The following is a 23,815-nucleotide window of genomic DNA, read 5'->3' on the forward strand; positions in this document are numbered from 1 at the left end:
TTTATAAGAACTGTGTAAAAGCCCGGTGAACGGGTTTTTTCATTTGCGCAAAAAAATGTACGTCAGGGAGGGAAGGACGCTCGTCCTAAATGAATGGAAAAAAGTTGGTATGTTGTCCATACTTATTCTGGATATGAAAATAAAGTAAAAGCAAACCTAGAGAAACGTGTAGAATCAATGGGTATGCAAGATAAAATTTTCCGTGTTGTTGTCCCGGAAGAAGTAGAAGTAGAAATGAAAAACGGAAAAGAAAAATTAATGAAAAGAAAAGTGTTCCCAGGTTATGTATTAGTAGAATTAATCATGACTGATGACTCTTGGTATGTTGTACGTAACACGCCAGGTGTAACTGGGTTCGTTGGTTCTTCTGGTTCTGGATCTAAACCATCACCTCTATTAGAAGAGGAAGTTGTTACCATTATGAAACATATGGGAATGGACAACGAAGTGGTTGATTTCGACTTTGAACTTCATGAGACAGTACGTGTAAATGAGGGGCCATTCGCAGATTATACAGGTGCTATTGAAGAAATTGATGTGGAGAAGAAAAAGGTTAGCGTGCTTGTGGACATGTTTGGTCGCGAGACTCCAGTTGAACTTGACTTCCATCAAATTGAAAAATTATAAAATGAAACTTGAAATGAATTGTAAAAAGTGATAATATCTTTTAAGTCAGTACGTCTTCGTTATCGGAGACGTTTTTTGAAAGATTTTATCCTTACAGATAAAATATGACGTGGGAGGGCAAATCACTGTCCAATTGACCACATCACGGACTTAAGGAGGTGTGTCTCGTGGCTAAAAAGGTAATTAAAATGGTAAAGCTTCAAATTCCTGCAGGTAAAGCTAACCCAGCTCCACCAGTTGGTCCAGCATTAGGACAAGCAGGTGTTAACATCATGGGCTTCTGTAAAGAGTTTAACGCTCGTACAGCAGATCAAGCTGGTCTTATCATCCCTGTTGAAATTACGGTATTTGAGGACCGTTCATTCACTTTCATTACTAAAACTCCTCCTGCTGCTGTTCTTCTTAAGAAAGTAGCTGGTATTGAGTCTGGTTCTGGTGAACCAAACCGTAATAAAGTGGCAACTGTTAAGCGTGATAAAGTACGCGAAATCGCTGAAACTAAAATGCCTGACCTAAACGCTGCTAGCGTAGAAGCTGCAATGCGTATGGTTGAAGGTACTGCACGCAGTATGGGCATCGTTATCGAAGACTAATTCGATTTGTTTTTAAAAAAGGTTGCGGGTCTGGAATTCCAATTCGCAACCTTTATTATCGTAAATGATTATCGTTTTTAAATAAATGGATGGCGCTCATCCTCAGGTTATACCTGAAAACAGGCGTAAACGTGGGAGGTTATTCCGCTAAAACCACATTCGAGGAGGAAATAAAAATGGCTAAAAGAGGTAAAAAGTACGTAGAAGCTGCAAAGCTTGTTGATCGTGCAGCTGCTTACTCTGCAACAGAAGCAGTAGAATTAGTAAAGAAAACAAACACAGCTAAATTTGATGCAACTGTAGAAGCTGCATTCCGTTTAGGTGTTGACCCTAAGAAAGCTGACCAACAAATCCGTGGCGCAGTTGTTCTTCCACACGGTACTGGTAAAGTACAACGTGTATTAGTATTTGCTAAAGGTGAAAAAGCTAAAGAAGCTGAAGCTGCTGGAGCTGACTTCGTAGGCGATACTGATTACATCGGTAAAATCCAACAAGGTTGGTTCGATTTCGATGTAGTAGTAGCAACTCCTGACATGATGGGTGAAGTTGGTAAACTTGGTCGCGTATTAGGACCTAAAGGTTTAATGCCAAACCCTAAAACTGGAACAGTTACTTTCGATGTAACTAAAGCTGTTAACGAAATCAAAGCTGGTAAAGTTGAATACCGCGTTGATAAAGCTGGTAACATCCACGTTCCAATCGGTAAGGTATCTTTCGAAGATGCTAAATTAGTAGAAAACTTCAAAACAATTGCTGACACTTTACAAAAAGTTAAGCCAGCTGCTGCAAAAGGTACTTACATGAAGAACGTAACAGTTGCTTCTACAATGGGACCTGGCGTACGTGTAGACGTTTCTACATTAGCGTAAATTTTGGAAGTTGACTTCATAAAGAAGTTTTAATATAATCATTTATGTTGTGAATTTAATTAGTGTACCGTAGACAGTAGGTGTCAATAGACTTAATTTCCTACCTAGGTGTTAATATACGAAGCGGAATCTTTTTTCTGTGACTATATGCCTCCATGTCTACAAGTTGGGCATGGAGGTTTTTAGTGCACTTTCGGTACATCTTCTATATAATCTACAGGAGGTGTAATAACATGAGCAAAGTAATCGAAACTAAACAACAAGTTGTAACTGAAATCGCGGACAAACTTCGCGCTAGTAAATCTACAATCGTTGTTGACTACCGTGGTTTAACAGTTTCTGAAGCAACAGAATTACGTAAGCAATTACGTGAAGCTGGCGTTGAGTTCAAAGTTTACAAAAACTCTCTAACTCGTCGTGCTGCAGAATCTGCTGAAATGGCTGAGTTAAATGAATTCTTAACAGGACCAAACGCAATCGCGTTCAGTAACGAGGATGTAGTTGCTCCTGCGAAAGTATTAAACGACTTCGCTAAAGATCATGAAGCTTTAGAAATTAAAGCGGGCGTAATCGAAGGTAAACTTGTAACACTTGATGAGGTTAAAGCAATCGCTACTCTTCCATCACGTGAAGGCTTACTTTCTATGCTTCTTAGCGTTCTTCAAGCTCCAATCCGTAACCTTGCACTTGCTACTAAAGCAGTTGCAGACCAAAAGGAAGAGCAAGGCGCTTAATTTTTTAAAAGATAATTACGTATTATCGATAAAACAATACAAACCTATTTAAGGGAGGATATTTACAATGACTAAAGAACAAATCATTGAAGCAGTTAAATCTATGACTGTATTAGAACTTAACGACTTAGTAAAAGCTATCGAGGAAGAATTCGGCGTAACTGCTGCTGCTCCTGTAGCTGTTGCTGGTGGCGCTGGAGAAGCTGCTGCTGAGAAAACTGAATTTGATGTGGAACTAACTAGCGCTGGTGCACAAAAAATCAAAGTTATCAAAGTTGTTCGTGAAATCACTGGTCTTGGCTTAAAAGAAGCTAAAGAATTAGTTGACAACACTCCAAAAGTAATCAAAGAAGCTGCTGCTAAAGAAGAAGCTGAAGAAATTAAAGCTAAACTTGAAGAAGTTGGCGCTGCTGTAGAAGTTAAGTAATTAACTTTTGATGCTTTAAAAAAAGCTCGCTCTCATGCGAGCTTTTTTTTTAACTGTAAAGAAAAGAGGTGGCCATATGGCAGACCATTATTTTTCTAACGACCCTTCTAGTAAAAGTGATCGTAAGCGATGGGAGTTTGCCCTTCGTGGATCTCGATTTACTTTCTTATCTGACCATGGGGTGTTCTCGAAAAACGAAGTGGACTTTGGTTCCCGTCTTTTAATTGAAGCGTTTCAAATGCCAGATATTAAAGGTGATATATTAGACGTAGGTTGCGGATACGGTCCTATTGGTTTGTCGTTAGCGAAAGAGTTTCAAGGTCGTGAAGTTCACATGGTGGATGTGAACGAGAGGGCACTTGGGCTTGCGAAAGAAAACGCCGCTAATAACAAAATCGAGAATATACGTATTTTTCAAAGTAGCGTCTATGAAAATGTAGATGGTAAGTATGCTGCTATTCTATCTAACCCTCCAATTCGTGCGGGTAAAGATATCGTACATGAGATTTTAGAAAAAGCTGTGGAGTATTTAGTTCCGGGTGGAGAACTTTGGATTGTTATTCAAAAGAAACAAGGTGCACCGTCTGCGCTAAAAAAACTAGAAGAAGTATTTTCTGAAGTTGAGGTTGTAGAAAAGAAAAAAGGATATTATATCATAAAATCAAAAAAACGTTGACGGTTATTTTTGGCTATGTTAACATTATACAATGCCAATATATGATTTTCTGCGTTGAGAAAGATGTATATTTTTGTTTCTCTTGGAAAAGATAGTAAAATCAGCAGATTATGAAACAGAATGATGGTTTTCTTATAGAAGCCATTTTTCTTTTTTGAGCAGGTAGAAAGACTCAACGTATTTATCTTTAAGAGAAAGAGACTACGCTAATAGCAGTAGTTGTATTTATTTGTGATTTTGCACAAATTTTTTTGTGCATTTATAATACTCATGATTTGAGGGGTGAAGCAGTTGACAGGTCAACTAGTTCAATACGGACGCCACCGCCAACGAAGAAGTTATGCCCGTATTAGTGAAGTATTAGAGTTACCAAATCTTATCGAAATTCAAACCTCTTCTTATCAGTGGTTTCTTGATGAGGGTTTGCGAGAAATGTTCCAAGACATTTCTCCGATTGAAGACTTTACGGGAAATCTATCGCTTGAATTTATCGACTACAGCTTAGGTGAACCTAAATACTCTGTAGACGAATGCAAAGAGCGTGATGTGACGTATGCAGCACCACTTCGTGTAAAAGTGCGTCTAATCAACAAGGAAACTGGTGAAGTAAAAGAACAAGATGTGTTCATGGGAGATTTCCCACTCATGACAGAGACTGGAACATTCGTAATTAACGGTGCAGAACGTGTTATCGTTTCCCAGTTAGTTCGCTCTCCAAGCGTATACTATAGTGGCAAAGTGGATAAAAACGGAAAACGTGGTTTTACTGCTACTGTAATTCCAAACCGCGGAGCTTGGTTAGAGTATGAGACAGATGCTAAGGATGTTGTATATGTGCGTATTGACCGTACGCGTAAACTTCCTGTAACTGTTTTGTTACGCGCATTAGGGTTTGGCTCTGATCAAGAAATCACCGAGCTTTTAGGTGATAACGAATACTTAAGCAACACATTAGAAAAAGACAACACAGATAGCACAGAAAAAGCATTGCTTGAAATTTATGAGCGTCTACGTCCTGGTGAACCACCAACAGTAGAAAATGCTAAGAGCTTACTTGTGTCTCGTTTCTTCGATCCAAAGCGCTACGATTTAGCAAATGTAGGTCGCTATAAGATCAACAAGAAGTTACACATTAAAAACAGGTTGTTTAATCAACGTTTAGCTGAAACATTAGTGGATCCAGAAACTGGTGAAATTTTAGCGGCAGAAGGAACAATCTTAGATCGTCGTACACTTGATCGCATTTTACCTTACTTAGAGAAAAACATTGGATTCAAAACAGCGAAACCAATGGGTGGAGTGGTAGAAGGCGATGTTGAGCTGCAATCTATTAAGATTTATGCTCCTGAGTCGGAAGGCGAACGCGTAATTAATGTAATTGGTAATGCAAACATTACTCGTGATGTGAAACACATCACACCAGGTGATATCCTTGCTTCTATCAGTTACTTCTTCAACCTACTATACAAAGTAGGGGATACAGATGATATTGACCATTTAGGAAACCGTCGTCTGCGTTCTGTTGGAGAACTATTACAAAATCAATTCCGTATCGGTCTTTCTCGTATGGAACGTGTTGTTCGTGAGAGAATGTCGATTCAAGATACAAATGCAATTACACCACAGGCACTAATTAATATTCGTCCTGTTATTGCATCTATTAAAGAGTTCTTCGGAAGTTCTCAGTTATCTCAGTTTATGGACCAAACAAACCCATTAGCAGAGTTAACTCACAAACGAAGACTATCTGCATTAGGACCTGGTGGTTTAACGCGTGAGCGCGCAGGCTTTGAAGTGCGTGACGTTCATTACTCCCACTACGGTCGTATGTGTCCGATTGAAACACCAGAGGGACCAAACATCGGTTTGATTAACTCATTATCTTCGTTCGCGAAAGTAAATGAGTTTGGTTTCATTGAAACACCATACCGTCGTGTTGACCCAGAAACTGGTCTTGTAACAGGGCATGTTGATTACTTAACAGCAGATGAAGAAGATAACTATGTTGTAGCCCAAGCGAATATGAAATTATCTGACGAAGGTGAATTCCTAAGTGAAGATATCGTAGCTCGTTTCCGTGGTGAAAACATTGTCACAAATAGAGAACGCATCGACTACATGGATGTATCTCCAAAACAAGTAGTGTCGGCAGCGACAGCTTGTATTCCGTTCTTAGAAAACGATGACTCTAACCGCGCACTTATGGGAGCGAACATGCAACGTCAGGCGGTTCCGTTAATGAATCCGGAATCTCCGATTGTAGGTACAGGTATGGAGTACGTATCAGCAAAAGACTCAGGTGCTGCAGTAATCTGTAAACATCCTGGTGTTGTTGAGCGCGTAGAAGCACGTGAAGTTTGGGTACGTCGCTATGTAGAAGTTGACGGTCAAACAGTAAAAGGCGACTTAGATCGCTACAAAATGCAAAAATTCATTCGTTCTAACCAAGGAACTTGTTACAACCAACGTCCAATCGTAAGTGTTGGAAATGAAGTTGTAAAAGGTGAAATCCTTGCGGATGGTCCTTCTATGGAATTAGGTGAACTAGCACTTGGACGTAACGTGCTTGTTGGCTTCATGACTTGGGACGGTTATAACTACGAGGATGCGATCATCATGAGTGAGCGCCTTGTAAAAGATGATGTGTACACTTCTATTCATATTGAAGAATATGAATCAGAAGCTCGTGATACGAAGCTTGGACCAGAAGAAATTACACGTGACATTCCAAACGTTGGGGAAGACGCATTACGTAACCTTGACGAGCGCGGTATCATTCGCGTTGGTGCTGAAGTAAAAGATGGCGATTTACTTGTTGGTAAAGTAACACCTAAAGGTGTAACAGAATTAACAGCTGAAGAACGTCTATTACATGCTATCTTTGGAGAAAAAGCACGTGAAGTACGTGATACATCACTACGTGTACCACACGGTGGTGGCGGTATTATCTTAGATGTAAAAGTATTCAACCGTGAAGATGGCGATGAATTACCACCAGGTGTGAATCAACTTGTACGTGCATATATCGTTCAAAAACGTAAAATCTCTGAAGGTGACAAGATGGCCGGACGTCACGGTAACAAAGGTGTTATTTCTCGTATTTTACCAGAAGAAGATATGCCTTACTTACCAGACGGTACGCCAATCGATATCATGTTAAACCCATTAGGGGTACCATCTCGTATGAATATCGGTCAGGTATTAGAACTTCATCTTGGTATGGCAGCAAGATACCTTGGCATTCACATTGCAACACCAGTATTTGATGGTGCTCGTGAGGAAGATGTTTGGGGCACAATTGAAGAAGCTGGTATGGCAAATGACGCGAAAACAATCCTGTATGACGGACGTACTGGTGAACCATTCGATAACCGCGTATCTGTTGGTGTCATGTATATGATCAAACTTGCGCACATGGTTGACGATAAACTTCATGCTCGTTCTACTGGACCATACTCACTTGTAACGCAGCAACCTCTTGGAGGTAAAGCTCAGTTCGGTGGACAGCGTTTCGGTGAGATGGAGGTTTGGGCACTTGAAGCATACGGTGCTGCTTATACTCTTCAAGAAATCTTAACAGTGAAGTCTGATGATGTTGTTGGACGTGTTAAGACTTATGAAGCAATTGTTAAAGGCGAAAATGTTCCAGAACCAGGCGTTCCTGAATCATTCAAAGTATTGATTAAAGAGCTGCAAAGTTTAGGTATGGACGTTAAAATGATGTCTAGCGACGATACAGAAATTGAAATGCGTGATACAGAAGATGACGATGATCATCAATCAGCAGATAAATTGAATGTCGAAGTTGAGACAACTAAGGAATAATTGGGATAACCTGTAGACTAAAAGGGAGGTAGGCCCCTTGATAGATGTAAATAACTTTGAATATATGAAGATTGGACTTGCTTCACCTGACAAGATTCGTTCTTGGTCATACGGTGAAGTTAAGAAACCAGAAACTATTAACTATCGTACGTTAAAGCCTGAAAAAGATGGCTTGTTCTGTGAGCGTATTTTCGGACCACAAAAGGACTGGGAATGTCATTGCGGAAAATACAAACGTGTACGTTATAAAGGTGTAGTTTGTGATCGATGTGGCGTTGAAGTAACGCGTGCAAAAGTACGTCGTGAACGTATGGGTCATATCGAATTAGCTGCTCCTGTATCTCATATTTGGTATTTCAAAGGTATCCCGAGCCGCATGGGACTTGTCTTAGACATGTCCCCTCGCGCGCTTGAAGAAGTAATTTATTTCGCTTCTTATGTTGTAACAGAAAGTGGAGATACACCACTTGATAAGAAGCAATTACTTTCTGAAAAAGAATACCGTGCATATCGTGATCGATATGGTAGCACATTCCAAGCTGCTATGGGTGCAGAAGCAATTAAAAAGCTACTACAAGACATCGATTTAGATAAAGAAGTAGACTTCTTAAAAGAAGAATTAAAAACAGCACAAGGACAACGCCGTACTCGTGCTATTAAACGTCTAGAAGTATTAGAAGCATTCCGTAACTCTGGAAATGAACCGTCTTGGATGATCTTAGATGTTCTACCAGTAATCCCACCAGAACTACGCCCAATGGTACAGTTAGACGGTGGACGTTTTGCTACTTCTGACTTAAACGACTTATACCGTCGTGTAATTAACCGTAACAATCGTTTAAAACGTCTATTGGACTTAGGTGCACCAAGCATCATCGTTCAAAACGAAAAACGTATGTTACAAGAAGCTGTAGACGCATTAATCGATAATGGTCGTCGTGGCCGTCCAGTTACTGGACCAGGTAATCGTCCATTAAAATCACTATCTCACATGCTTAAAGGTAAACAAGGACGTTTCCGTCAAAACTTATTAGGTAAACGTGTTGACTACTCTGGTCGTTCTGTAATCGTTGTAGGACCGAACTTAAAGATGTATCAATGTGGATTACCAAAAGAAATGGCGCTTGAACTGTTCAAACCTTTCGTAATGAAAGAGTTAGTTGAAAAAGGATTAGCACATAACATTAAGAGTGCGAAACGTAAAATCGAGCGTGTACAACCTGAAGTTTGGGACGTTTTAGAGTCTGTGATTAAAGAACATCCAGTACTTCTAAACCGCGCACCAACACTTCACCGTCTTGGTATCCAGGCGTTTGAACCTACATTAGTAGAAGGTCGCGCAATCCGTCTACACCCACTTGTATGTACTGCATACAACGCGGACTTTGACGGTGACCAAATGGCCGTTCACGTACCTTTATCATCAGAAGCTCAAGCTGAAGCTCGTCTTCTTATGTTAGCGGCACAAAACATCTTGAACCCGAAAGACGGTAAACCAGTTGTTACTCCATCTCAGGATATGGTATTAGGTAACTATTACTTAACACTTGAGCGTGAAGGTGCAATCGGTGAAGGTATGGTCTTTAAAGATGCAAACGAAGCATTGCTTGCATATCAAAATGGATATGTTCATCTTCATACACGTGTTGCAGTAGCTGCAAGTGCAGTAAACAACGCAACATTTACTGAAGAGCAAAAGAGTATGCTTCTATTAACAACAGTTGGTAAATTAATATTTAACGAAATCTTACCAGAGTCGTTCCCTTATATTAATGAACCAACAAATTCAAACCTTGAAAAAGAAACACCAGCGAAATATTTCGTTGAAAAAGGTGCGAACATTAAAGAAATTATTGCTAGTCGCGAAGAAGTGGCGCCATTTAGCAAGAAGATCCTTGGTAACATCATTGCGGAAGTGTTCAAACGTTTCCAAATTACAGAAACGTCTCGCATGCTTGACCGTATGAAAAACTTAGGATTCAAGTACTCTACAAAAGCTGGTATTACAGTTGGGGTATCTGACATTCTTGTATTAGGCGAAAAAGATGAAATTCTCCACGAAGCACAAGCAAAAGTAGATAATGTAATTAAACAATTCCGTCGCGGTTTAATCACGGAAGAAGAACGTTACGATCGCGTTATCTCTATTTGGAGTAATGCAAAAGATGTTATCCAAGGAAAACTGATGAAATCCTTGAATAAACGCAACCCAATCTTCATGATGAGTGACTCAGGTGCCCGTGGTAACGCATCTAACTTTACTCAGCTTGCTGGTATGCGTGGTCTTATGGCCAATCCATCTGGTCGTATCATCGAACTTCCAATCAAATCGAGTTTCCGTGAAGGTTTAACAGTACTTGAGTACTTCATCTCTACGCATGGTGCGCGTAAAGGTCTTGCCGATACAGCACTTAAAACTGCCGATTCTGGTTACTTAACACGTCGTCTTGTTGACGTTGCACAAGATGTAATCGTTCGTGAAGATGATTGTGGAACAGATCGCGGTTTATTAATTGGTGCGATTAAAGAGGGTAATGAAGTTATCGAGTCATTATATGATCGTCTTGTTGGACGTTTTGCAAGAAAAACTGTAAAACATCCTGAAACAGGTGAAGTATTAGTTGCTGAAAATCAATTAATTACTGAAGATATTGCTCATATCGTTGAAAATTCGGGTGTTGAAACTGTAAACATTCGTTCAGCGTTTACGTGTAACACTCGCCACGGTGTATGTAAGAAGTGTTACGGTCGTAACTTAGCAACTGGAACAGACGTAGAAGTAGGAGAAGCGGTAGGTATTATCGCAGCTCAATCTATCGGTGAGCCAGGAACACAGTTAACGATGCGTACATTCCATACAGGTGGGGTTGCCGGAGATGATATCACTCAAGGTTTACCTCGTATCCAAGAGATTTTCGAAGCTCGTAATCCGAAAGGTCAGGCAGTTATCAGTGAAATCGACGGTGTTATCGCAGCGATCAACGACGTTAAAGATCGCCAAGAAGTAGTTGTGCAGGGTGAAGTTGAAGCTCGTACGTATGCTATTCCTTACGGTGCTCGTCTGAAAGTAACTCCAGGACAGCCAATTAGCCACGGTAAAGAGTTAACAGAAGGTTCTATTGATCCGAAAGAATTACTAAAAGTAACGGACATTACGGCGGTTCAAGAATACTTATTACGTGAAGTTCAAAAAGTATACCGTATGCAAGGGGTAGAAATTGGTGACAAACACGTAGAAGTAATGGTACGTCAAATGTTACGTAAAGTTCGTGTAAGTGATGCAGGTGAAACAGATGTATTACCAGGAACATTACTAGATATCCATCAGTTTACTGATGCGAATGCTAAGGTCTTACTGCAAGGTAAGCAACCAGCAACGGCTAGACCTGTTCTACTTGGTATTACAAAAGCTTCACTTGAAACAGATTCATTCTTATCTGCAGCATCGTTCCAAGAAACAACTCGTGTCTTAACTGATGCAGCAATTAAGGGTAAACGCGATGAACTTCTAGGATTAAAAGAAAATGTTATTATCGGTAAACTTGTTCCTGCTGGAACAGGTATGAATCGTTATCGCAAAGTGGATCTTGTAAAAACAACACAAGATGACATGAATGTAGAAAACGATGAGGTTTATGTGGAACAGTAAAATTTTCCGGTATAAATTTTGTATAAAAACAATTAATCTTAGTTGACATTGTATGAGTCAAAATGTTACTATAATCAAGGTTGCTCCTGAACGATGCTTTGGAGGATATTTATATGTCTTATCAAAAAGTATCAACTGCTGAAAATGTAGTCGTTGGTCATAAACGCACATTGGAAGCAATCAAAAATGGTACAGTTAAAGAAGTTGTCATCGCAGAGGATGCTGACATGCGGTTAACCCATGCTATCATTCGTGTTGCAATGCAATATAACGTGCCCATAACAAAAGTTGAATCAGTTCGTAAGCTTGGTAAAGCTTCGGGGATTCAAGTGGGAGCTTCAGCAATAGGAATAATAAGTTAAAACTGTTTTTGTGAGGAGAGAGCATTTGCTCTTCCTTGCAAAAACTTTGTTTTCAACTAATAATGAACCACCTGGATATGTGGTCATACAAACATGCGAAGGGAGGATAATCAAATGCCTACTATTAACCAATTAGTGAGAAATGGTCGTACTGATAAAGTATGGAAATCTAAATCACCTGCGTTAAACAAAGGTTTTAACTCTTTAAAGAAAAAATCAACTGATATCTCTGCACCTCAAAAACGTGGTGTATGTACTCGTGTTGGTACAATGACTCCAAAGAAACCTAACTCAGCGTTACGTAAATACGCTCGTGTACGTTTAACAAACGGTATCGAGGTTACAGCTTACATCCCAGGTATCGGTCATAACCTACAAGAGCATAGCGTAGTATTAATTCGCGGTGGTCGTGTAAAGGATTTACCGGGGGTACGTTACCACATCGTTCGTGGTGCGCTTGACACAGCTGGTGTTGACAAACGTATGCAAGGACGTTCTAAATATGGTACTAAGAGACCAAAACCTGCTAAAAAATAATAACTTTAAAATGAAAGGAGGAACTCAATATGCCTCGTAAAGGACCTGTTGCGAAACGTGACGTGTTACCAGATCCAATGTACAATTCTAAGCTAGTAACACGCCTTATCAACAAAATGATGGTTGACGGTAAAAAAGGTAAATCTCAAACAATTCTTTATAATGCGTTCGATATCGTAAACGAACGTACTGGTAAAGAGCCAATGGAAGTATTCGAGCAAGCTCTTAAGAACATCATGCCTGTTCTTGAAGTACGCGCTCGTCGTGTTGGTGGTGCTAACTACCAAGTTCCAGTTGAGGTTCGTCCAGAACGCCGTACAACTTTAGGTCTTCGTTGGTTAGTAAACTACGCTCGTCTTCGTGGTGAAAAAACTATGGAAGAGCGTCTTGCTAACGAAATCTTAGATGCAGCTAACAACGCTGGTGCATCTGTTAAGAAACGTGAAGACACTCATAAAATGGCAGAAGCTAACAAAGCATTTGCTCATTACCGTTGGTAGGATTCAACGTAAAATAAATGTAAGCATAAACCGCTTTATTTGTCGCTTATGGAAGTGTGGAGAGGGAGAATGCCTCTCCCTTTCATCGGGCGCTCGTTTTACATAATGAGAGTACTGGACATACTGACATGTGTAACAATATAAAGTGGCTTTTTTGCTACTTAAAATAAAAAAATCCAATCCATATATGGAAGGAGCAAGACACCAAATGGCAAGAGAGTTCTCTTTAGAAAACACTCGTAATATTGGTATCATGGCTCACATCGATGCTGGTAAAACAACAGCAACTGAGCGTATTCTGTACTACACAGGACGTATTCATAAAATCGGTGAAACTCACGAAGGTGCATCTCAGATGGACTGGATGGAGCAAGAGCAAGAGCGTGGTATCACAATTACTTCTGCTGCAACTACAGCACAATGGAAAGGTCATCGTGTAAACATCATTGATACTCCAGGACACGTAGATTTCACAGTAGAAGTAGAACGTTCTTTACGCGTACTTGATGGCGCTGTAGCAGTACTTGATGCGCAATCTGGTGTAGAACCACAAACAGAAACTGTTTGGCGTCAGGCTACTACTTACGGCGTACCTCGTATCGTATTCGTTAACAAAATGGATAAGATCGGTGCAGATTTCTTATACTCTGTAGGAACAATCCACGATCGTTTACAAGCAAACGCACATCCAATTCAGTTACCAATCGGTGCTGAAGATGAGTTCAATGGTATCATTGACCTTGTTGAAGAGTGTGCTTACATGTACGGTAACGATTTAGGAACAGACATTCAACGTGTTGAAATTCCTGAAGAGCACAAAGAATTAGCTGAAGAATACCGTGGAAAACTTATTGAAGCGGTAGCTGAGCTTGATGAAGAAATGATGATGAAGTACCTAGAAGGTGAAGAAATCACTGTAGAAGAGCTTAAAGCTGGTATCCGTAAGGCTACAACTTCTGTAGAATTCTTCCCAGTAATCTGTGGTTCTGCATTCAAAAACAAAGGTGTTCAAATTCTGTTAGACGCAGTTATCGACTACCTTCCATCTCCACTAGATGTACCTGCTATTAAAGGTACTCTACCGGATACAGATGAAGAAGTAGAACGTAAGTCTAGCGATGAAGAACCATTCGCAGCTTTAGCATTCAAAATCATGACTGACCCTTATGTTGGTAAGTTAACGTTCTTCCGTGTGTACTCTGGTGTGTTAAACTCTGGATCATACGTGAAAAACTCAACTAAAGGTAAGCGTGAGCGTGTAGGTCGTATCCTACAAATGCACGCTAACAGCCGTGAAGAGATTTCAACAGTTTACGCTGGTGATATCGCTGCTGCTGTAGGTTTAAAAGATACTACTACTGGTGATACTCTTTGTGACGAGAAGAGCCTTGTTATCCTTGAGTCTATGGAATTCCCAGAGCCAGTTATCTCTGTAGCTATCGAACCAAAATCTAAAGCTGACCAAGATAAGATGGGTACAGCATTATCTAAGCTTTCTGAAGAAGATCCAACATTCCGTGCTCACACTGACCAAGAAACTGGCCAAACTATCATCGCTGGTATGGGTGAACTTCACCTTGATATCATCGTTGACCGTATGCGCCGTGAATTCAAAGTGGAAGCAAACGTTGGTGCTCCTCAGGTAGCATACCGTGAGACTTTCCGCGCTGCTGCGAAAGTTGAAGGTAAGTTCGCTCGTCAATCTGGTGGTCGTGGACAATTCGGTCACGTTTGGATTGAGTTTGAACCTAACGAAGAAGGTAAAGGATTCGAATTCGAAAACAAGATCGTCGGTGGTGTAGTTCCTCGTGAATACATCCCAGCTGTTGGAGCAGGTCTTGAAGATGCACTTAAAAATGGTGTACTAGCTGGTTATCCACTAGTTGACATTAAAGCTGCATTAGTTGACGGATCTTACCATGATGTCGATTCATCTGAGATGGCGTTCAAAATCGCTGCATCTATGGCACTTAAAGCTGCGGTTTCTAAATGTAGCCCAGTAATTCTTGAGCCAATGATGAAAGTTGAAGTTGTAATTCCTGAAGAGTACATGGGTGACATTATGGGTGACGTAACATCTCGTCGTGGACGTGTAGAAGGTATGGAAGCTCGCGGTAACGCACAAGTTGTTCGCGCTATGGTTCCACTTTCTGAAATGTTCGGTTATGCAACGTCATTACGTTCTAACACTCAAGGACGCGGAACATTCTCTATGGTGTTTGACCACTATGAAGAAGTACCAAAGTCTGTTTCTGAAGAAATTATCAAAAAAAATAAAGGTGAATAATTGATTTTTATCGATTGTTCAAGTATAACTACTTATGTAAGCTTAGAAAGTGGGACGTAAGTTTCGCTTTCTAGTCTAAATATAAAATAACCTATATAAACTAAGGAGGAATTTAGAATGGCTAAAGCTAAATTCGAACGTTCTAAACCCCATGTTAACATCGGTACAATCGGCCACGTTGACCATGGTAAAACTACATTAACTGCTGCGATCACTACAGTTCTTGCAAAAGCTGGTGGTGCTGAAGCACGCGGATACGATCAAATCGATGCTGCTCCAGAAGAAAGAGAGCGCGGTATCACAATCTCAACTGCACACGTTGAGTACGAAACTGAAACTCGTCACTATGCACACGTTGACTGCCCAGGTCACGCTGACTATGTTAAAAACATGATCACTGGTGCTGCTCAAATGGACGGCGGTATCTTAGTAGTATCTGCTGCTGATGGCCCAATGCCTCAAACACGTGAGCACATCCTTCTTTCTCGTCAAGTAGGTGTTCCTTACATCGTTGTATTCTTAAACAAATGCGACATGGTAGATGACGAAGAATTATTAGAATTAGTAGAAATGGAAGTTCGCGACCTATTATCTGAATACGGATTCCCAGGCGACGACATTCCTGTAATCAAAGGTTCTGCTCTTAAAGCTCTTCAAGGAGAAGCTGATTGGGAAGCAAAAATCATTGAATTAATGGCTGAAGTTGATGCTTACATCCCAACTCCAGAACGTGAAACTGACAAACCATTCTTAATGCCTGTAGAGGACGTATTCTCTATCACAGGTCGTGGTACAGTTGCTACTGGTCGTGTTGAGCGCGGTATCGTTAAAGTTGGTGACGTAGTAGAAATCATCGGTCTTGCTGAAGAAAATGCTTCTACAACTGTAACTGGTGTAGAGATGTTCCGTAAACTTCTTGACCAAGCTCAAGCTGGAGACAACATCGGTGCTTTACTTCGTGGGGTTGCTCGTGAAGACATCCAACGTGGACAAGTACTTGCAAAAAGCGGTTCTGTAAAAGCTCACGCTAAATTCAAAGCTGAAGTTTTCGTATTATCTAAAGAAGAAGGTGGACGTCACACTCCATTCTTCGCTAACTACCGTCCTCAGTTCTACTTCCGTACAACTGACGTAACTGGTATCATCCAATTACCAGAAGGTACTGAAATGGTAATGCCTGGTGACAACATCGAAATGACTATCGAACTTATCGCTCCAATCGCTATCGAAGAGGGAACTAAATTCTCTATTCGTGAAGGTGGACGTACAGTAGGTTACGGTGTAGTTGCTACTATCGTTGAGTAATCTTAACTGATATAAAAAAACCTAAGGGATTTTCCCTTAGGTTTTTTGTTTGCGTTTATATAAGGGAGAAGAGAGTGTTTTTTGTTTTGACGAGTTTCTTCTATAGTAATATAAAAACAATAAAAGATAATCCAGAAACTGTAAAATGAATTCTGTTAGATGAAAACTTGAAATTCTTTAAAGTGCCATGTATAATAGCAAAAGTAGAGAAAAGCAGATGCAAACAAAAAGATGCTTGCATCTAGACGAATAACATTGTATAATAAACAATGTTGGTCTTTGACTGCGATGAAGTGGAAGGTTGCTGACACACCCGGCCGCTTTGCCATGGCATGGTGTGGGGAAATTTCCATGGAGAAGGTCTATTTTAGAAATAGGCGAACGAAGGAGGGAAAATAATGGCAAAAGAAAAAATTCGTATCCGTTTAAAAGCTTACGATCACCGTATTCTTGATCAGTCAGCTGAGAAAATTGTAGAAACAGCTAAGCGTTCTGGGGCAACAGTTTCTGGTCCGATCCCATTACCAACTGAAAAAACTGTTTACACAATTCTTCGTGCTGTTCATAAGTACAAAGATTCTCGTGAGCAATTCGAAATGCGCACGCACAAACGTCTAATCGACATCGTGAGTCCTACTCCACAAACAGTAGATTCATTAATGCGTTTAGACTTACCATCTGGTGTAGATATCGAAATCAAACTATAATTTATATAACTTAAAAATGTAGGAGGTGTAACTCATGACCAAAGGAATCTTAGGAAGAAAGATCGGTATGACTCAAGTATTTGCTGAGAACGGTGAGTTAATCCCAGTAACAGTTATCGCTGCTAATCCAAACGTTGTTCTTCAAAAGAAAACAACTGAAACTGATGGCTACAATGCAATCCAGTTAGGATTTGAAGATAAACGTGAAAAGTTAACTAACAAGCCTGAACAAGGCCACACTGCTAAAGCATCTACAACTCCTAAGCGCTTCATTCGCGAAATCCGCGATGCAGACGTGGACGGATTAGAGGTTGGTCAAGAGGTAAAAGTTGACGTATTCGCTACAGGTGAAATCGTTGATGTAACAGGAATTTCTAAAGGTAAAGGTTTCCAAGGTGTTATCAAACGCCACGGACAATCTCGCGGACCTATGTCTCATGGTTCTCGCTATCACCGTCGTCCAGGTTCAATGGGCCCAGTTGCTCCGAACCGTGTATTCAAAGGCAAAAAACTTGCTGGACGTATGGGTGGAGACCAAGTTACTATCCAAAACTTAGAAATCGTTCAAGTTGACACTGAGCGCAACTTATTACTAGTAAAAGGTAACGTTCCAGGTGCTAAGAAATCTCTTGTAGTTGTTCAAGGCGCTGTGAAGGTTAGCAAATAATTCACAATAGGAAGGAGGAATTCCAATGCCAAAAGTTACTGTATATAACCAAACTGGTTCACAGGTTGGTGAAATCGAATTAGCTGAAGCTATTTTCGGTATCGAACCAAATGAAGCTGTACTTTTCGAAGCTGTAATGATGCAACGTGCATCTTTACGTCAAGGTACACACAAAGTAAAAACTCGCTCTGAAGTTCGCGGTGGTGGTCGTAAACCATGGCGTCAAAAAGGAACTGGACGTGCTCGTCAAGGGTCTATCCGCTCTCCTCAATGGCGTGGTGGTGGTACGGTATTCGGACCTACACCAAGAAGCTATGCGTACAAACTTCCTAAGAAAGTTCGTCGTTTAGCAATCAAATCTGCATTAGCTACTAAAGTAGTTGAGAACAACATTGTAGTTCTTGAAGACCTAGTGTTAAATGCACCAAAAACAAAAGATATGCTAGCAGTACTTAAAGGATTAACTGTTGAGAAGAAAGCTCTTATCGTAACTGCTGATGCAAACGAATCTGTAGAGTTATCTGCTCGCAATATCCCTGGAGTAACAGTAATCACTGCTGATGGCGTAAACGTTTTAGACGTGCTTCATCATGATAAGCTAATCATGACAAAAGCGGCAGTGGAAAAAGTAGAGGAGGTGCTTGCATAATGAGAGATCCTCGTGATATCATTAAGCGCCCAGTTATCACTGAACGTTCTATGGAAATGATGGCTGAAAAAAAATACACGTTCGATGTGGACGTTAAATCTAATAAAACAGAAGTTAAAGATGCTCTTGAAGCGATCTTTGGTGTTAAAGTAGAAAAAGTGAACATCATGAACTACAAGCCGAAAGCAAAACGCGTTGGTCGTCACGCTGGTTTTACTAGCCGTCGTCGTAAAGCAATCGTTAAGCTAACTGCTGACAGCAAAGAAATCGAAATCTTCCAAGGCGTTTAATTCTTACTAAAGAAGGAGGGAAATTGAGATGGGAATCAAAAAGTATAATCCAACTACTAACGGTCGTCGTAATATGACTACGAATGATTTCGCTGAAATCACGACTGATAGACCCGAAAAGTCATTACTTGCTCCTTTAAGCAAGAAGGCTGGTCGTAATAACCAAGGTAAAATCACTGTACGTCATCAAGGTGGCGGACATAAGCGTCAATACCGTATCATCGACTTTAAGCGTAACAAAGATGGAATTCCAGGACGCGTTGCTACGATCGAATACGATCCAAACCGCTCTGCGAATATCGCATTAATTAACTACGTTGACGGTGAAAAACGTTACATTCTTGCTCCTAAATCTTTAGAAGTAGGTATGGAAGTTATGTCTGGCCCAGAAGCTGACATTAAAATCGGTAACGCATTACCATTAATCAACATTCCAGTAGGTACTGTTGTTCATAACATCGAGCTTAAGCCTGGTCGTGGTGGACAATTAGTTCGTTCTGCTGGTACATCTGCTCAAGTACTTGGTAAAGAAGGTAAATACGTACTTGTACGTTTAACTTCTGGTGAAGTACGTCTTGTATTATCTGCTTGTCGCGCTTCAATCGGTCAAGTAGGTAACGAACAACACGAACTTATCAAAATCGGTAAAGCAGGTCGCTCTCGCTGGTTAGGTAAACGCCCAACAGTTCGTGGTTCTGTAATGAACCCGGTTGATCACCCACACGGTGGTGGTGAAGGACGTTCTCCAATCGGACGTAAGTCTCCAATGTCTCCATGGGGTAAACCAACTCTTGGATTCAAGACTCGTAAGAAAAACAAAGCGTCTGACAAATTCATCGTTCGTCGTCGTAAAAAATAATGGGATTGTAGTACGGTTCATTTCTAGAACCGTACGCCAATCACGAAGGGAGGCACCAAAATGGCTCGTAGCTTAAAAAAAGGACCATTTGTCGATGATCACTTAATGAGCAAAATGGAAAAATTAGTTGCATCTGAGCAAAAACAAGTTGTTAAAACTTGGTCTCGCCGTTCAACAATCTTCCCTCAGTTCATCGGACACACAATCGCTGTATATGATGGTCGTAAACACGTACCTGTGTACATCACTGAGGATATGGTTGGCCATAAGTTAGGTGAATTCGCACCAACTCGTACGTACAAAGGTCACCTTGCTGACGATAAGAAAACTAGAAGATAATGAGAGGAGGCACTTCAATGCAAGCTAAAGCAGTAGCGAGAACAGTTCGTATTGCTCCTCGTAAAGTTCGTTTAGTAGTAGACTTAATCCGAGGTAAGCAAGTGGGTGAAGCGATTGCTATCCTTAACCACACACCAAAAACTGCTTCTCCAGTTGTAGAAAAAGTTTTAAAATCTGCAATCGCAAATGCAGAGCACAATTATGAGATGGACATTAACAACCTAGTTGTTGAAAAAGTTTTCGTTGACGAAGGTCCAACGTTAAAACGTTTCCGTCCACGTGCAATGGGTCGTGCAAGCCAAATTAACAAACGCACAAGCCACATCACAGTTGTGGTATCAGAAAAGAAGGAGGGATAATCGATGGGTCAAAAGGTTAATCCAATTGGTCTTCGTGTCGGCGTTATCCGTGACTGGGAATCTCGTTGGTTCGCTGAGAAAGATTACGCTACATTATTACATGAAGACATCAAAATCCGTGAGTACATTAATGTACGCTTAAAAGATTCTGCTGTTGCTAAAGTAGAAATCGAACGTGCAGCAAATCGTGTAAATGTTACAATTCACACTGCAAAACCTGGTATGGTAATTGGTAAAGGTGGTACTGAAGTTGAAGCACTTCGTAAAGCTCTTAACCAATTAACAGGCAAGCGTGTACACATCAACATTTTAGAAGTTAAGAGAGCTGATCTTAACGCTAAATTAGTAGGCGAAAACATCGCTCGTCAATTAGAAAACCGTGTATCATTCCGTCGTGCACAAAAGCAAGTTATTCAACGTGCTATGCGTGCAGGTGCTAAAGGTATTAAAACACAGGTTTCTGGTCGTCTTGGCGGAGCTGATATCGCTCGTGCAGAATCTTACAGTGAAGGAACTGTTCCACTTCATACACTTCGCGCTGATATTGACTATGCAGCAGTTGAAGCTGATACAACATACGGTAAATTAGGCGTAAAAGTATGGATCTACCGTGGAGAAGTCCTTCCTACAAAAAAGAAAGCTTCTGAGGAAGGAGGAAAATAATATGTTAATGCCAAAACGCGTAAAATATCGTAGAGAGCATCGTGGTAAAATGCGTGGTCGTGCTAAAGGTGGAACTGAAATTGCTTTCGGTGAATTCGGTTTACAAGCACAAGCTGCTTCATGGATTACAAACCGTCAAATCGAAGCTGCTCGTCGTGCAATGACTCGTTACATGAAACGTGGCGGTAAAGTATGGATTAAAATTTTCCCTTCTAAACCTTACACTGCAAAACCTCTAGAAGTACGTATGGGTTCCGGTAAAGGGGCACCAGAAGGCTGGGTAGCAGTAGTAAAACCTGGGAAAATTATGTTCGAAATCGCGGGTGTATCTGAAGAGGTAGCACGCGAAGCATTACGTCTTGCAGCTCACAAGTTACCTGTGAAATGTAAATTCGTAAAACGTGAAGAAAATGGTGGTGAATCTAATGAAAACTAATGATATTCGTGAATTAACCACTGCCGAAATCGAAACAAAAGTTAAAGCTTTAAAGGAAGAGTTGTTTAATCTTCGCTTCCAACTTGCTACAGGACAATTAGAGAATCCAACTCGCATTCGTGAAGTGCGTAAAGCAATTGCTCGTATGAAAACTGTAGTTCGTGAAAGAGAGATCGGAATTAATCGATAAATTGAGGGGAGGTTTGCATAGTGAGCGAACGTAACCAACGCAAAGTTTATACTGGTCGTGTAGTGTCTGACAAAATGGACAAAACGATTACAGTTTTAGTTGAAACTTACAAAACTCATTCCTTGTACGGAAAACGTGTTAAGTATTCTAAGAAGTACAAAGCCCATGATGAGCAAAACCAAGCGAAACTTGGCGATATCGTTAAAATCATGGAAACTCGCCCGCTTTCTGCTACTAAGCGTTTCCGTTTAGTTGAAATCGTTGAAGAAGCGGTTATTATCTAAATAGACGAATCGGAATTTTTAGTCCGAAGGGAGGTTTCATAACATGATCCAACAAGAATCTCGTTTGAAAGTTGCTGACAACTCTGGTGCACGTGAACTTTTAACAATTAAAGTATTAGGCGGCTCTGGTCGTAAATATGCTAACATTGGTGACATTATCGTTGCTACGGTAAAACAAGCAACACCAGGTGGCGTTGTTAAAAAAGGTGACGTTGTTAAAGCAGTAGTGGTACGTACGAAGAGCGGAGCTCGTCGTCCGGACGGTTCTTACATCAAATTTGATGAAAACGCAGCGGTTATCATTAAAGACGATAAGAGCCCACGTGGTACTCGTATCTTCGGACCAGTAGCTCGTGAATTACGTGATAGCAACTTCATGAAGATCGTTTCTTTAGCTCCAGAAGTTCTATAATTTAAGGTATTGCCTTGCTAAGGAGGTGCAGAATTAAGATGCATGTAAAAAAAGGTGATAAAGTACAGGTAATCACTGGTAAAGACAAAGGAAAACAAGGCGTTATCCTTGTGGCTTTCCCAAAGCAAAACCGTGTTATCGTTGAGGGTGTCAATATCGTTAAGAAGCACTCTAAGCCATCTCAATTAAATCCACAAGGTGGAATTATTACTAAAGAAGCACCTATTCACGTTTCTAACGTTATGATTTTAGATCCGAAAACAGGTGAACCTACTCGTGTAGGCTTCAAAGTAGAAGATGGTAAAAAAGTTCGTATTGCAAAAAAATCTGGTGAATTATTAGATAAATAATTTTCTTAAGAAAGGAGGTCACTTCATTGAATCGCCTTAAAGAGAAGTTCCAAAAGGAAATTACTCCTGCTCTAGTGAGCAAGTTTAACTATAAATCTGTAATGCAGGTACCAAAAATCGAAAAGATCGTAATCAACACTGGTGTTGGTGACGCGGTATCTAACTCAAAAGCGTTAGACAACGCAGTAGAAGAATTAACACAAATCACAGGTCAAAAACCTGTTGTAACTCGTGCTAAAAAATCAATCGCTGGTTTCCGTCTTCGTGAAGGTATGCCAATCGGTGCGAAAGTAACTTTACGCGGCGAGCAAATGTATGAGTTCTTCGACAAATTAGTATCAGTTTCTTTACCACGTGTACGTGATTTCCGTGGTGTTTCTAAGAAATCATTCGATGGTCGTGGAAACTATACATTAGGTGTTAAAGAGCAACTTATTTTCCCTGAGATTGATTATGATAAAGTAAGCAAAGTCCGCGGTATGGACATCGTAATCGTTACTACAGCGAAAACTGATGAAGAAGCTCGTGAACTTTTAACACAATTCGGTATGCCATTCCAAAAATAATGGAAGCCAACGCTAAGTAGAGGAGGCGAAAACGTGGCTAAAAAATCTATGATAGCGAAACAAAAGCGTACTCCTAAGTTTAAAGTACAAGAGTATACACGTTGCGAACGCTGCGGTCGTCCGCATTCTGTATACCGCAAATTTAAACTTTGCCGTATTTGTTTCCGTGAACTTGCATATAAAGGTCAAATTCCTGGTGTTAAAAAAGCTAGTTGGTAAAACCCACAAATGGGAAGGAGGTAAAACACATGGTGATGACAGATCCAATTGCAGACATGCTTACTCGCATCCGTAATGCGAACATGGTACGTCATGAGAAATTAGAGGTTCCTGCTTCTAAAATCAAAAAAGAGATCGCTGAACTTTTAAAACGTGAAGGTTTCATTCGTGATGTAGAATACATCGAGGATAACAAACAAGGTATCCTTCGTATTTTCCTGAAATATGGTGCAAACAATGAACGTGTAATCACTGGATTAAAACGTATCAGTAAACCTGGCTTACGCGTTTACGCTAAAGCTGACGAAGTACCACGTGTACTTAACGGATTAGGTATCGCTCTTGTTTCTACATCTAAGGGAGTAATGACAGACAAAGACGCTCGTCAATTACAAACTGGTGGAGAAGTAGTAGCATACGTTTGGTAATATATA

Annotated in this window: 29 protein-coding genes and 1 other annotated feature; all 29 genes read left to right on the forward strand. The window is 40.5% G+C overall.

Annotation, left to right across the window (positions count from 1 at the left end):
- Positions 1 to 93: 93 nt before the first annotated feature.
- The 29 genes from nusG to rpsH all read left to right on the forward strand — a co-directional run bounded on the left by nusG (position 94) and on the right by rpsH (position 23,809).
- Positions 94 to 627, forward strand: coding sequence for a transcription termination/antitermination protein NusG (gene nusG / locus MKY21_RS00600; RefSeq protein ID WP_000415794.1), 534 nt, complete (start codon positions 94 to 96; stop codon positions 625 to 627).
- A gap of 167 nt (positions 628 to 794) precedes the next feature.
- Positions 795 to 1,220: a 50S ribosomal protein L11 gene (gene rplK, locus MKY21_RS00605; protein ID WP_001085872.1), complete on the forward strand. Its 426-nt coding sequence runs from the start codon at positions 795 to 797 to the stop codon at positions 1,218 to 1,220.
- 176 nt (positions 1,221 to 1,396) lie between these two features.
- The gene (gene rplA / locus MKY21_RS00610) at positions 1,397 to 2,089 is read left to right on the forward strand and encodes a 50S ribosomal protein L1 (protein ID WP_001987630.1); all 693 of its coding nucleotides are present in this window, start codon (positions 1,397 to 1,399) and stop codon (positions 2,087 to 2,089) included.
- 49 nt (positions 2,090 to 2,138) lie between these two features.
- Positions 2,139 to 2,283 (forward strand) — a sequence feature (ribosomal protein L10 leader region).
- 39 nt (positions 2,284 to 2,322) lie between these two features.
- A complete protein-coding gene (gene rplJ / locus MKY21_RS00615; RefSeq protein ID WP_000048716.1) occupies positions 2,323 to 2,823 on the forward strand; it encodes a 50S ribosomal protein L10 in 501 nt (166 codons plus the stop codon).
- Between the two features lie 67 nt (positions 2,824 to 2,890).
- Positions 2,891 to 3,250: a 50S ribosomal protein L7/L12 gene (rplL, locus tag MKY21_RS00620; protein ID WP_000159736.1), complete on the forward strand. Its 360-nt coding sequence runs from the start codon at positions 2,891 to 2,893 to the stop codon at positions 3,248 to 3,250.
- Between the two features lie 76 nt (positions 3,251 to 3,326).
- Positions 3,327 to 3,926 carry a class I SAM-dependent methyltransferase gene (locus MKY21_RS00625; RefSeq protein ID WP_000763263.1) on the forward strand — a complete coding sequence of 200 codons (600 nt, stop codon included), beginning with the start codon at positions 3,327 to 3,329 and terminating at the stop codon, positions 3,924 to 3,926.
- Between the two features lie 291 nt (positions 3,927 to 4,217).
- The gene (gene rpoB / locus MKY21_RS00630) at positions 4,218 to 7,751 is read left to right on the forward strand and encodes a DNA-directed RNA polymerase subunit beta (RefSeq protein WP_000147553.1); all 3,534 of its coding nucleotides are present in this window, start codon (positions 4,218 to 4,220) and stop codon (positions 7,749 to 7,751) included.
- Between the two features lie 37 nt (positions 7,752 to 7,788).
- Positions 7,789 to 11,400 carry a DNA-directed RNA polymerase subunit beta' gene (rpoC, locus tag MKY21_RS00635; protein ID WP_000567939.1) on the forward strand — a complete coding sequence of 1,204 codons (3,612 nt, stop codon included), beginning with the start codon at positions 7,789 to 7,791 and terminating at the stop codon, positions 11,398 to 11,400.
- 113 nt (positions 11,401 to 11,513) lie between these two features.
- Positions 11,514 to 11,762 carry a 50S ribosomal protein L7ae-like protein gene (locus tag MKY21_RS00640; RefSeq protein ID WP_000121837.1) on the forward strand — a complete coding sequence of 83 codons (249 nt, stop codon included), beginning with the start codon at positions 11,514 to 11,516 and terminating at the stop codon, positions 11,760 to 11,762.
- Positions 11,763 to 11,876: 114 nt separating this feature from the next.
- Positions 11,877 to 12,299, forward strand: a complete 423-nt coding sequence (gene rpsL, locus MKY21_RS00645; RefSeq protein WP_001142341.1) for a 30S ribosomal protein S12 — start codon at positions 11,877 to 11,879, stop codon at positions 12,297 to 12,299.
- A gap of 29 nt (positions 12,300 to 12,328) precedes the next feature.
- Positions 12,329 to 12,799, forward strand: coding sequence for a 30S ribosomal protein S7 (gene rpsG, locus MKY21_RS00650; RefSeq protein ID WP_001137491.1), 471 nt, complete (start codon positions 12,329 to 12,331; stop codon positions 12,797 to 12,799).
- Positions 12,800 to 13,007: 208 nt separating this feature from the next.
- Positions 13,008 to 15,086 (forward strand): elongation factor G, encoded by a 2,079-nt coding sequence (fusA, locus tag MKY21_RS00655; RefSeq protein WP_000090370.1) that lies wholly within the window; start codon positions 13,008 to 13,010, stop codon positions 15,084 to 15,086.
- Positions 15,087 to 15,203: 117 nt separating this feature from the next.
- Positions 15,204 to 16,391 carry an elongation factor Tu gene (gene tuf / locus MKY21_RS00660; RefSeq protein WP_001029614.1) on the forward strand — a complete coding sequence of 396 codons (1,188 nt, stop codon included), beginning with the start codon at positions 15,204 to 15,206 and terminating at the stop codon, positions 16,389 to 16,391.
- 398 nt (positions 16,392 to 16,789) lie between these two features.
- Positions 16,790 to 17,098, forward strand: a complete 309-nt coding sequence (gene rpsJ, locus MKY21_RS00665) for a 30S ribosomal protein S10 (protein ID WP_001040596.1) — start codon at positions 16,790 to 16,792, stop codon at positions 17,096 to 17,098.
- Between the two features lie 34 nt (positions 17,099 to 17,132).
- Entirely contained in the window at positions 17,133 to 17,765 is a 633-nt protein-coding gene (gene rplC / locus MKY21_RS00670) for a 50S ribosomal protein L3 (RefSeq protein ID WP_000160207.1), read from the forward strand.
- Positions 17,766 to 17,790: 25 nt separating this feature from the next.
- Positions 17,791 to 18,414, forward strand: a complete 624-nt coding sequence (gene rplD, locus MKY21_RS00675; protein ID WP_001127258.1) for a 50S ribosomal protein L4 — start codon at positions 17,791 to 17,793, stop codon at positions 18,412 to 18,414.
- The gene (gene rplW, locus MKY21_RS00680; protein ID WP_001205558.1) at positions 18,414 to 18,704 is read left to right on the forward strand and encodes a 50S ribosomal protein L23; all 291 of its coding nucleotides are present in this window, start codon (positions 18,414 to 18,416) and stop codon (positions 18,702 to 18,704) included. The genes rplD and rplW overlap by 1 nt, the downstream gene beginning before the upstream one ends.
- Positions 18,705 to 18,732: 28 nt before the next feature.
- Positions 18,733 to 19,563, forward strand: a complete 831-nt coding sequence (gene rplB / locus MKY21_RS00685; protein ID WP_000511583.1) for a 50S ribosomal protein L2 — start codon at positions 18,733 to 18,735, stop codon at positions 19,561 to 19,563.
- A 60-nt stretch (positions 19,564 to 19,623) separates the two neighbouring features.
- Entirely contained in the window at positions 19,624 to 19,902 is a 279-nt protein-coding gene (rpsS, locus tag MKY21_RS00690; protein WP_000124454.1) for a 30S ribosomal protein S19, read from the forward strand.
- Positions 19,903 to 19,919: 17 nt separating this feature from the next.
- Positions 19,920 to 20,261, forward strand: a complete 342-nt coding sequence (gene rplV / locus MKY21_RS00695; RefSeq protein WP_001148024.1) for a 50S ribosomal protein L22 — start codon at positions 19,920 to 19,922, stop codon at positions 20,259 to 20,261.
- A 3-nt stretch (positions 20,262 to 20,264) separates the two neighbouring features.
- A complete protein-coding gene (gene rpsC / locus MKY21_RS00700) occupies positions 20,265 to 20,924 on the forward strand; it encodes a 30S ribosomal protein S3 (RefSeq protein WP_000529956.1) in 660 nt (219 codons plus the stop codon).
- Position 20,925: 1 nt separating this feature from the next.
- Positions 20,926 to 21,360: a 50S ribosomal protein L16 gene (gene rplP, locus MKY21_RS00705; protein ID WP_000928969.1), complete on the forward strand. Its 435-nt coding sequence runs from the start codon at positions 20,926 to 20,928 to the stop codon at positions 21,358 to 21,360.
- Positions 21,350 to 21,550, forward strand: coding sequence for a 50S ribosomal protein L29 (gene rpmC / locus MKY21_RS00710; RefSeq protein ID WP_000855718.1), 201 nt, complete (start codon positions 21,350 to 21,352; stop codon positions 21,548 to 21,550). The genes rplP and rpmC overlap by 11 nt, the downstream gene beginning before the upstream one ends.
- A gap of 20 nt (positions 21,551 to 21,570) precedes the next feature.
- Positions 21,571 to 21,834: a 30S ribosomal protein S17 gene (rpsQ, locus tag MKY21_RS00715; RefSeq protein WP_000004106.1), complete on the forward strand. Its 264-nt coding sequence runs from the start codon at positions 21,571 to 21,573 to the stop codon at positions 21,832 to 21,834.
- Positions 21,835 to 21,877: 43 nt separating this feature from the next.
- The gene (rplN, locus tag MKY21_RS00720; RefSeq protein WP_000615912.1) at positions 21,878 to 22,246 is read left to right on the forward strand and encodes a 50S ribosomal protein L14; all 369 of its coding nucleotides are present in this window, start codon (positions 21,878 to 21,880) and stop codon (positions 22,244 to 22,246) included.
- Between the two features lie 38 nt (positions 22,247 to 22,284).
- On the forward strand, positions 22,285 to 22,596 hold the full coding sequence (gene rplX / locus MKY21_RS00725) for a 50S ribosomal protein L24 (RefSeq protein WP_000558200.1): 312 nt from the start codon (positions 22,285 to 22,287) through the stop codon (positions 22,594 to 22,596).
- A gap of 26 nt (positions 22,597 to 22,622) precedes the next feature.
- Positions 22,623 to 23,162, forward strand: coding sequence for a 50S ribosomal protein L5 (rplE, locus tag MKY21_RS00730; protein ID WP_001080831.1), 540 nt, complete (start codon positions 22,623 to 22,625; stop codon positions 23,160 to 23,162).
- 33 nt (positions 23,163 to 23,195) lie between these two features.
- Positions 23,196 to 23,381, forward strand: a complete 186-nt coding sequence (gene rpsN / locus MKY21_RS00735; RefSeq protein WP_001085700.1) for a 30S ribosomal protein S14 — start codon at positions 23,196 to 23,198, stop codon at positions 23,379 to 23,381.
- A 29-nt stretch (positions 23,382 to 23,410) separates the two neighbouring features.
- Complete coding sequence (rpsH, locus tag MKY21_RS00740) at positions 23,411 to 23,809, forward strand: 30S ribosomal protein S8 (RefSeq protein ID WP_000245511.1); 399 nt, start codon at positions 23,411 to 23,413, stop codon at positions 23,807 to 23,809.
- Positions 23,810 to 23,815 lie beyond the last annotated feature (6 nt).

This window comes from Bacillus sp. FSL R9-9497 (assembly GCF_038005805.1).
Taxonomy (GTDB): Bacteria; Bacillota; Bacilli; order Bacillales; family Bacillaceae_G; genus Bacillus_A; species Bacillus_A cereus.

Coding starts and splice junctions, on each gene's coding strand:
- rplA (WP_001987630.1), top strand. CDS start 1,397: ATGGCTAAAAGAGGTAAAAAGTACGTAGAAGCTGCAAAGCTTGTTGAT.
- rplW (WP_001205558.1), top strand. CDS start 18,414: ATGAGAGATCCTCGTGATATCATTAAGCGCCCAGTTATCACTGAACGT.
- MKY21_RS00625 (WP_000763263.1), top strand. CDS start 3,327: ATGGCAGACCATTATTTTTCTAACGACCCTTCTAGTAAAAGTGATCGT.
- rplX (WP_000558200.1), top strand. CDS start 22,285: ATGCATGTAAAAAAAGGTGATAAAGTACAGGTAATCACTGGTAAAGAC.
- rplB (WP_000511583.1), top strand. CDS start 18,733: ATGGGAATCAAAAAGTATAATCCAACTACTAACGGTCGTCGTAATATG.
- tuf (WP_001029614.1), top strand. CDS start 15,204: ATGGCTAAAGCTAAATTCGAACGTTCTAAACCCCATGTTAACATCGGT.
- rpsH (WP_000245511.1), top strand. CDS start 23,411: ATGGTGATGACAGATCCAATTGCAGACATGCTTACTCGCATCCGTAAT.
- rplC (WP_000160207.1), top strand. CDS start 17,133: ATGACCAAAGGAATCTTAGGAAGAAAGATCGGTATGACTCAAGTATTT.
- rplP (WP_000928969.1), top strand. CDS start 20,926: ATGTTAATGCCAAAACGCGTAAAATATCGTAGAGAGCATCGTGGTAAA.
- rplV (WP_001148024.1), top strand. CDS start 19,920: ATGCAAGCTAAAGCAGTAGCGAGAACAGTTCGTATTGCTCCTCGTAAA.
- rplN (WP_000615912.1), top strand. CDS start 21,878: ATGATCCAACAAGAATCTCGTTTGAAAGTTGCTGACAACTCTGGTGCA.
- rpsG (WP_001137491.1), top strand. CDS start 12,329: ATGCCTCGTAAAGGACCTGTTGCGAAACGTGACGTGTTACCAGATCCA.
- rpsJ (WP_001040596.1), top strand. CDS start 16,790: ATGGCAAAAGAAAAAATTCGTATCCGTTTAAAAGCTTACGATCACCGT.
- rpsC (WP_000529956.1), top strand. CDS start 20,265: ATGGGTCAAAAGGTTAATCCAATTGGTCTTCGTGTCGGCGTTATCCGT.
- rplJ (WP_000048716.1), top strand. CDS start 2,323: ATGAGCAAAGTAATCGAAACTAAACAACAAGTTGTAACTGAAATCGCG.
- rpsL (WP_001142341.1), top strand. CDS start 11,877: ATGCCTACTATTAACCAATTAGTGAGAAATGGTCGTACTGATAAAGTA.
- fusA (WP_000090370.1), top strand. CDS start 13,008: ATGGCAAGAGAGTTCTCTTTAGAAAACACTCGTAATATTGGTATCATG.
- rplD (WP_001127258.1), top strand. CDS start 17,791: ATGCCAAAAGTTACTGTATATAACCAAACTGGTTCACAGGTTGGTGAA.
- rpsS (WP_000124454.1), top strand. CDS start 19,624: ATGGCTCGTAGCTTAAAAAAAGGACCATTTGTCGATGATCACTTAATG.
- nusG (WP_000415794.1), top strand. CDS start 94: ATGGAAAAAAGTTGGTATGTTGTCCATACTTATTCTGGATATGAAAAT.
- MKY21_RS00640 (WP_000121837.1), top strand. CDS start 11,514: ATGTCTTATCAAAAAGTATCAACTGCTGAAAATGTAGTCGTTGGTCAT.
- rplL (WP_000159736.1), top strand. CDS start 2,891: ATGACTAAAGAACAAATCATTGAAGCAGTTAAATCTATGACTGTATTA.
- rpmC (WP_000855718.1), top strand. CDS start 21,350: ATGAAAACTAATGATATTCGTGAATTAACCACTGCCGAAATCGAAACA.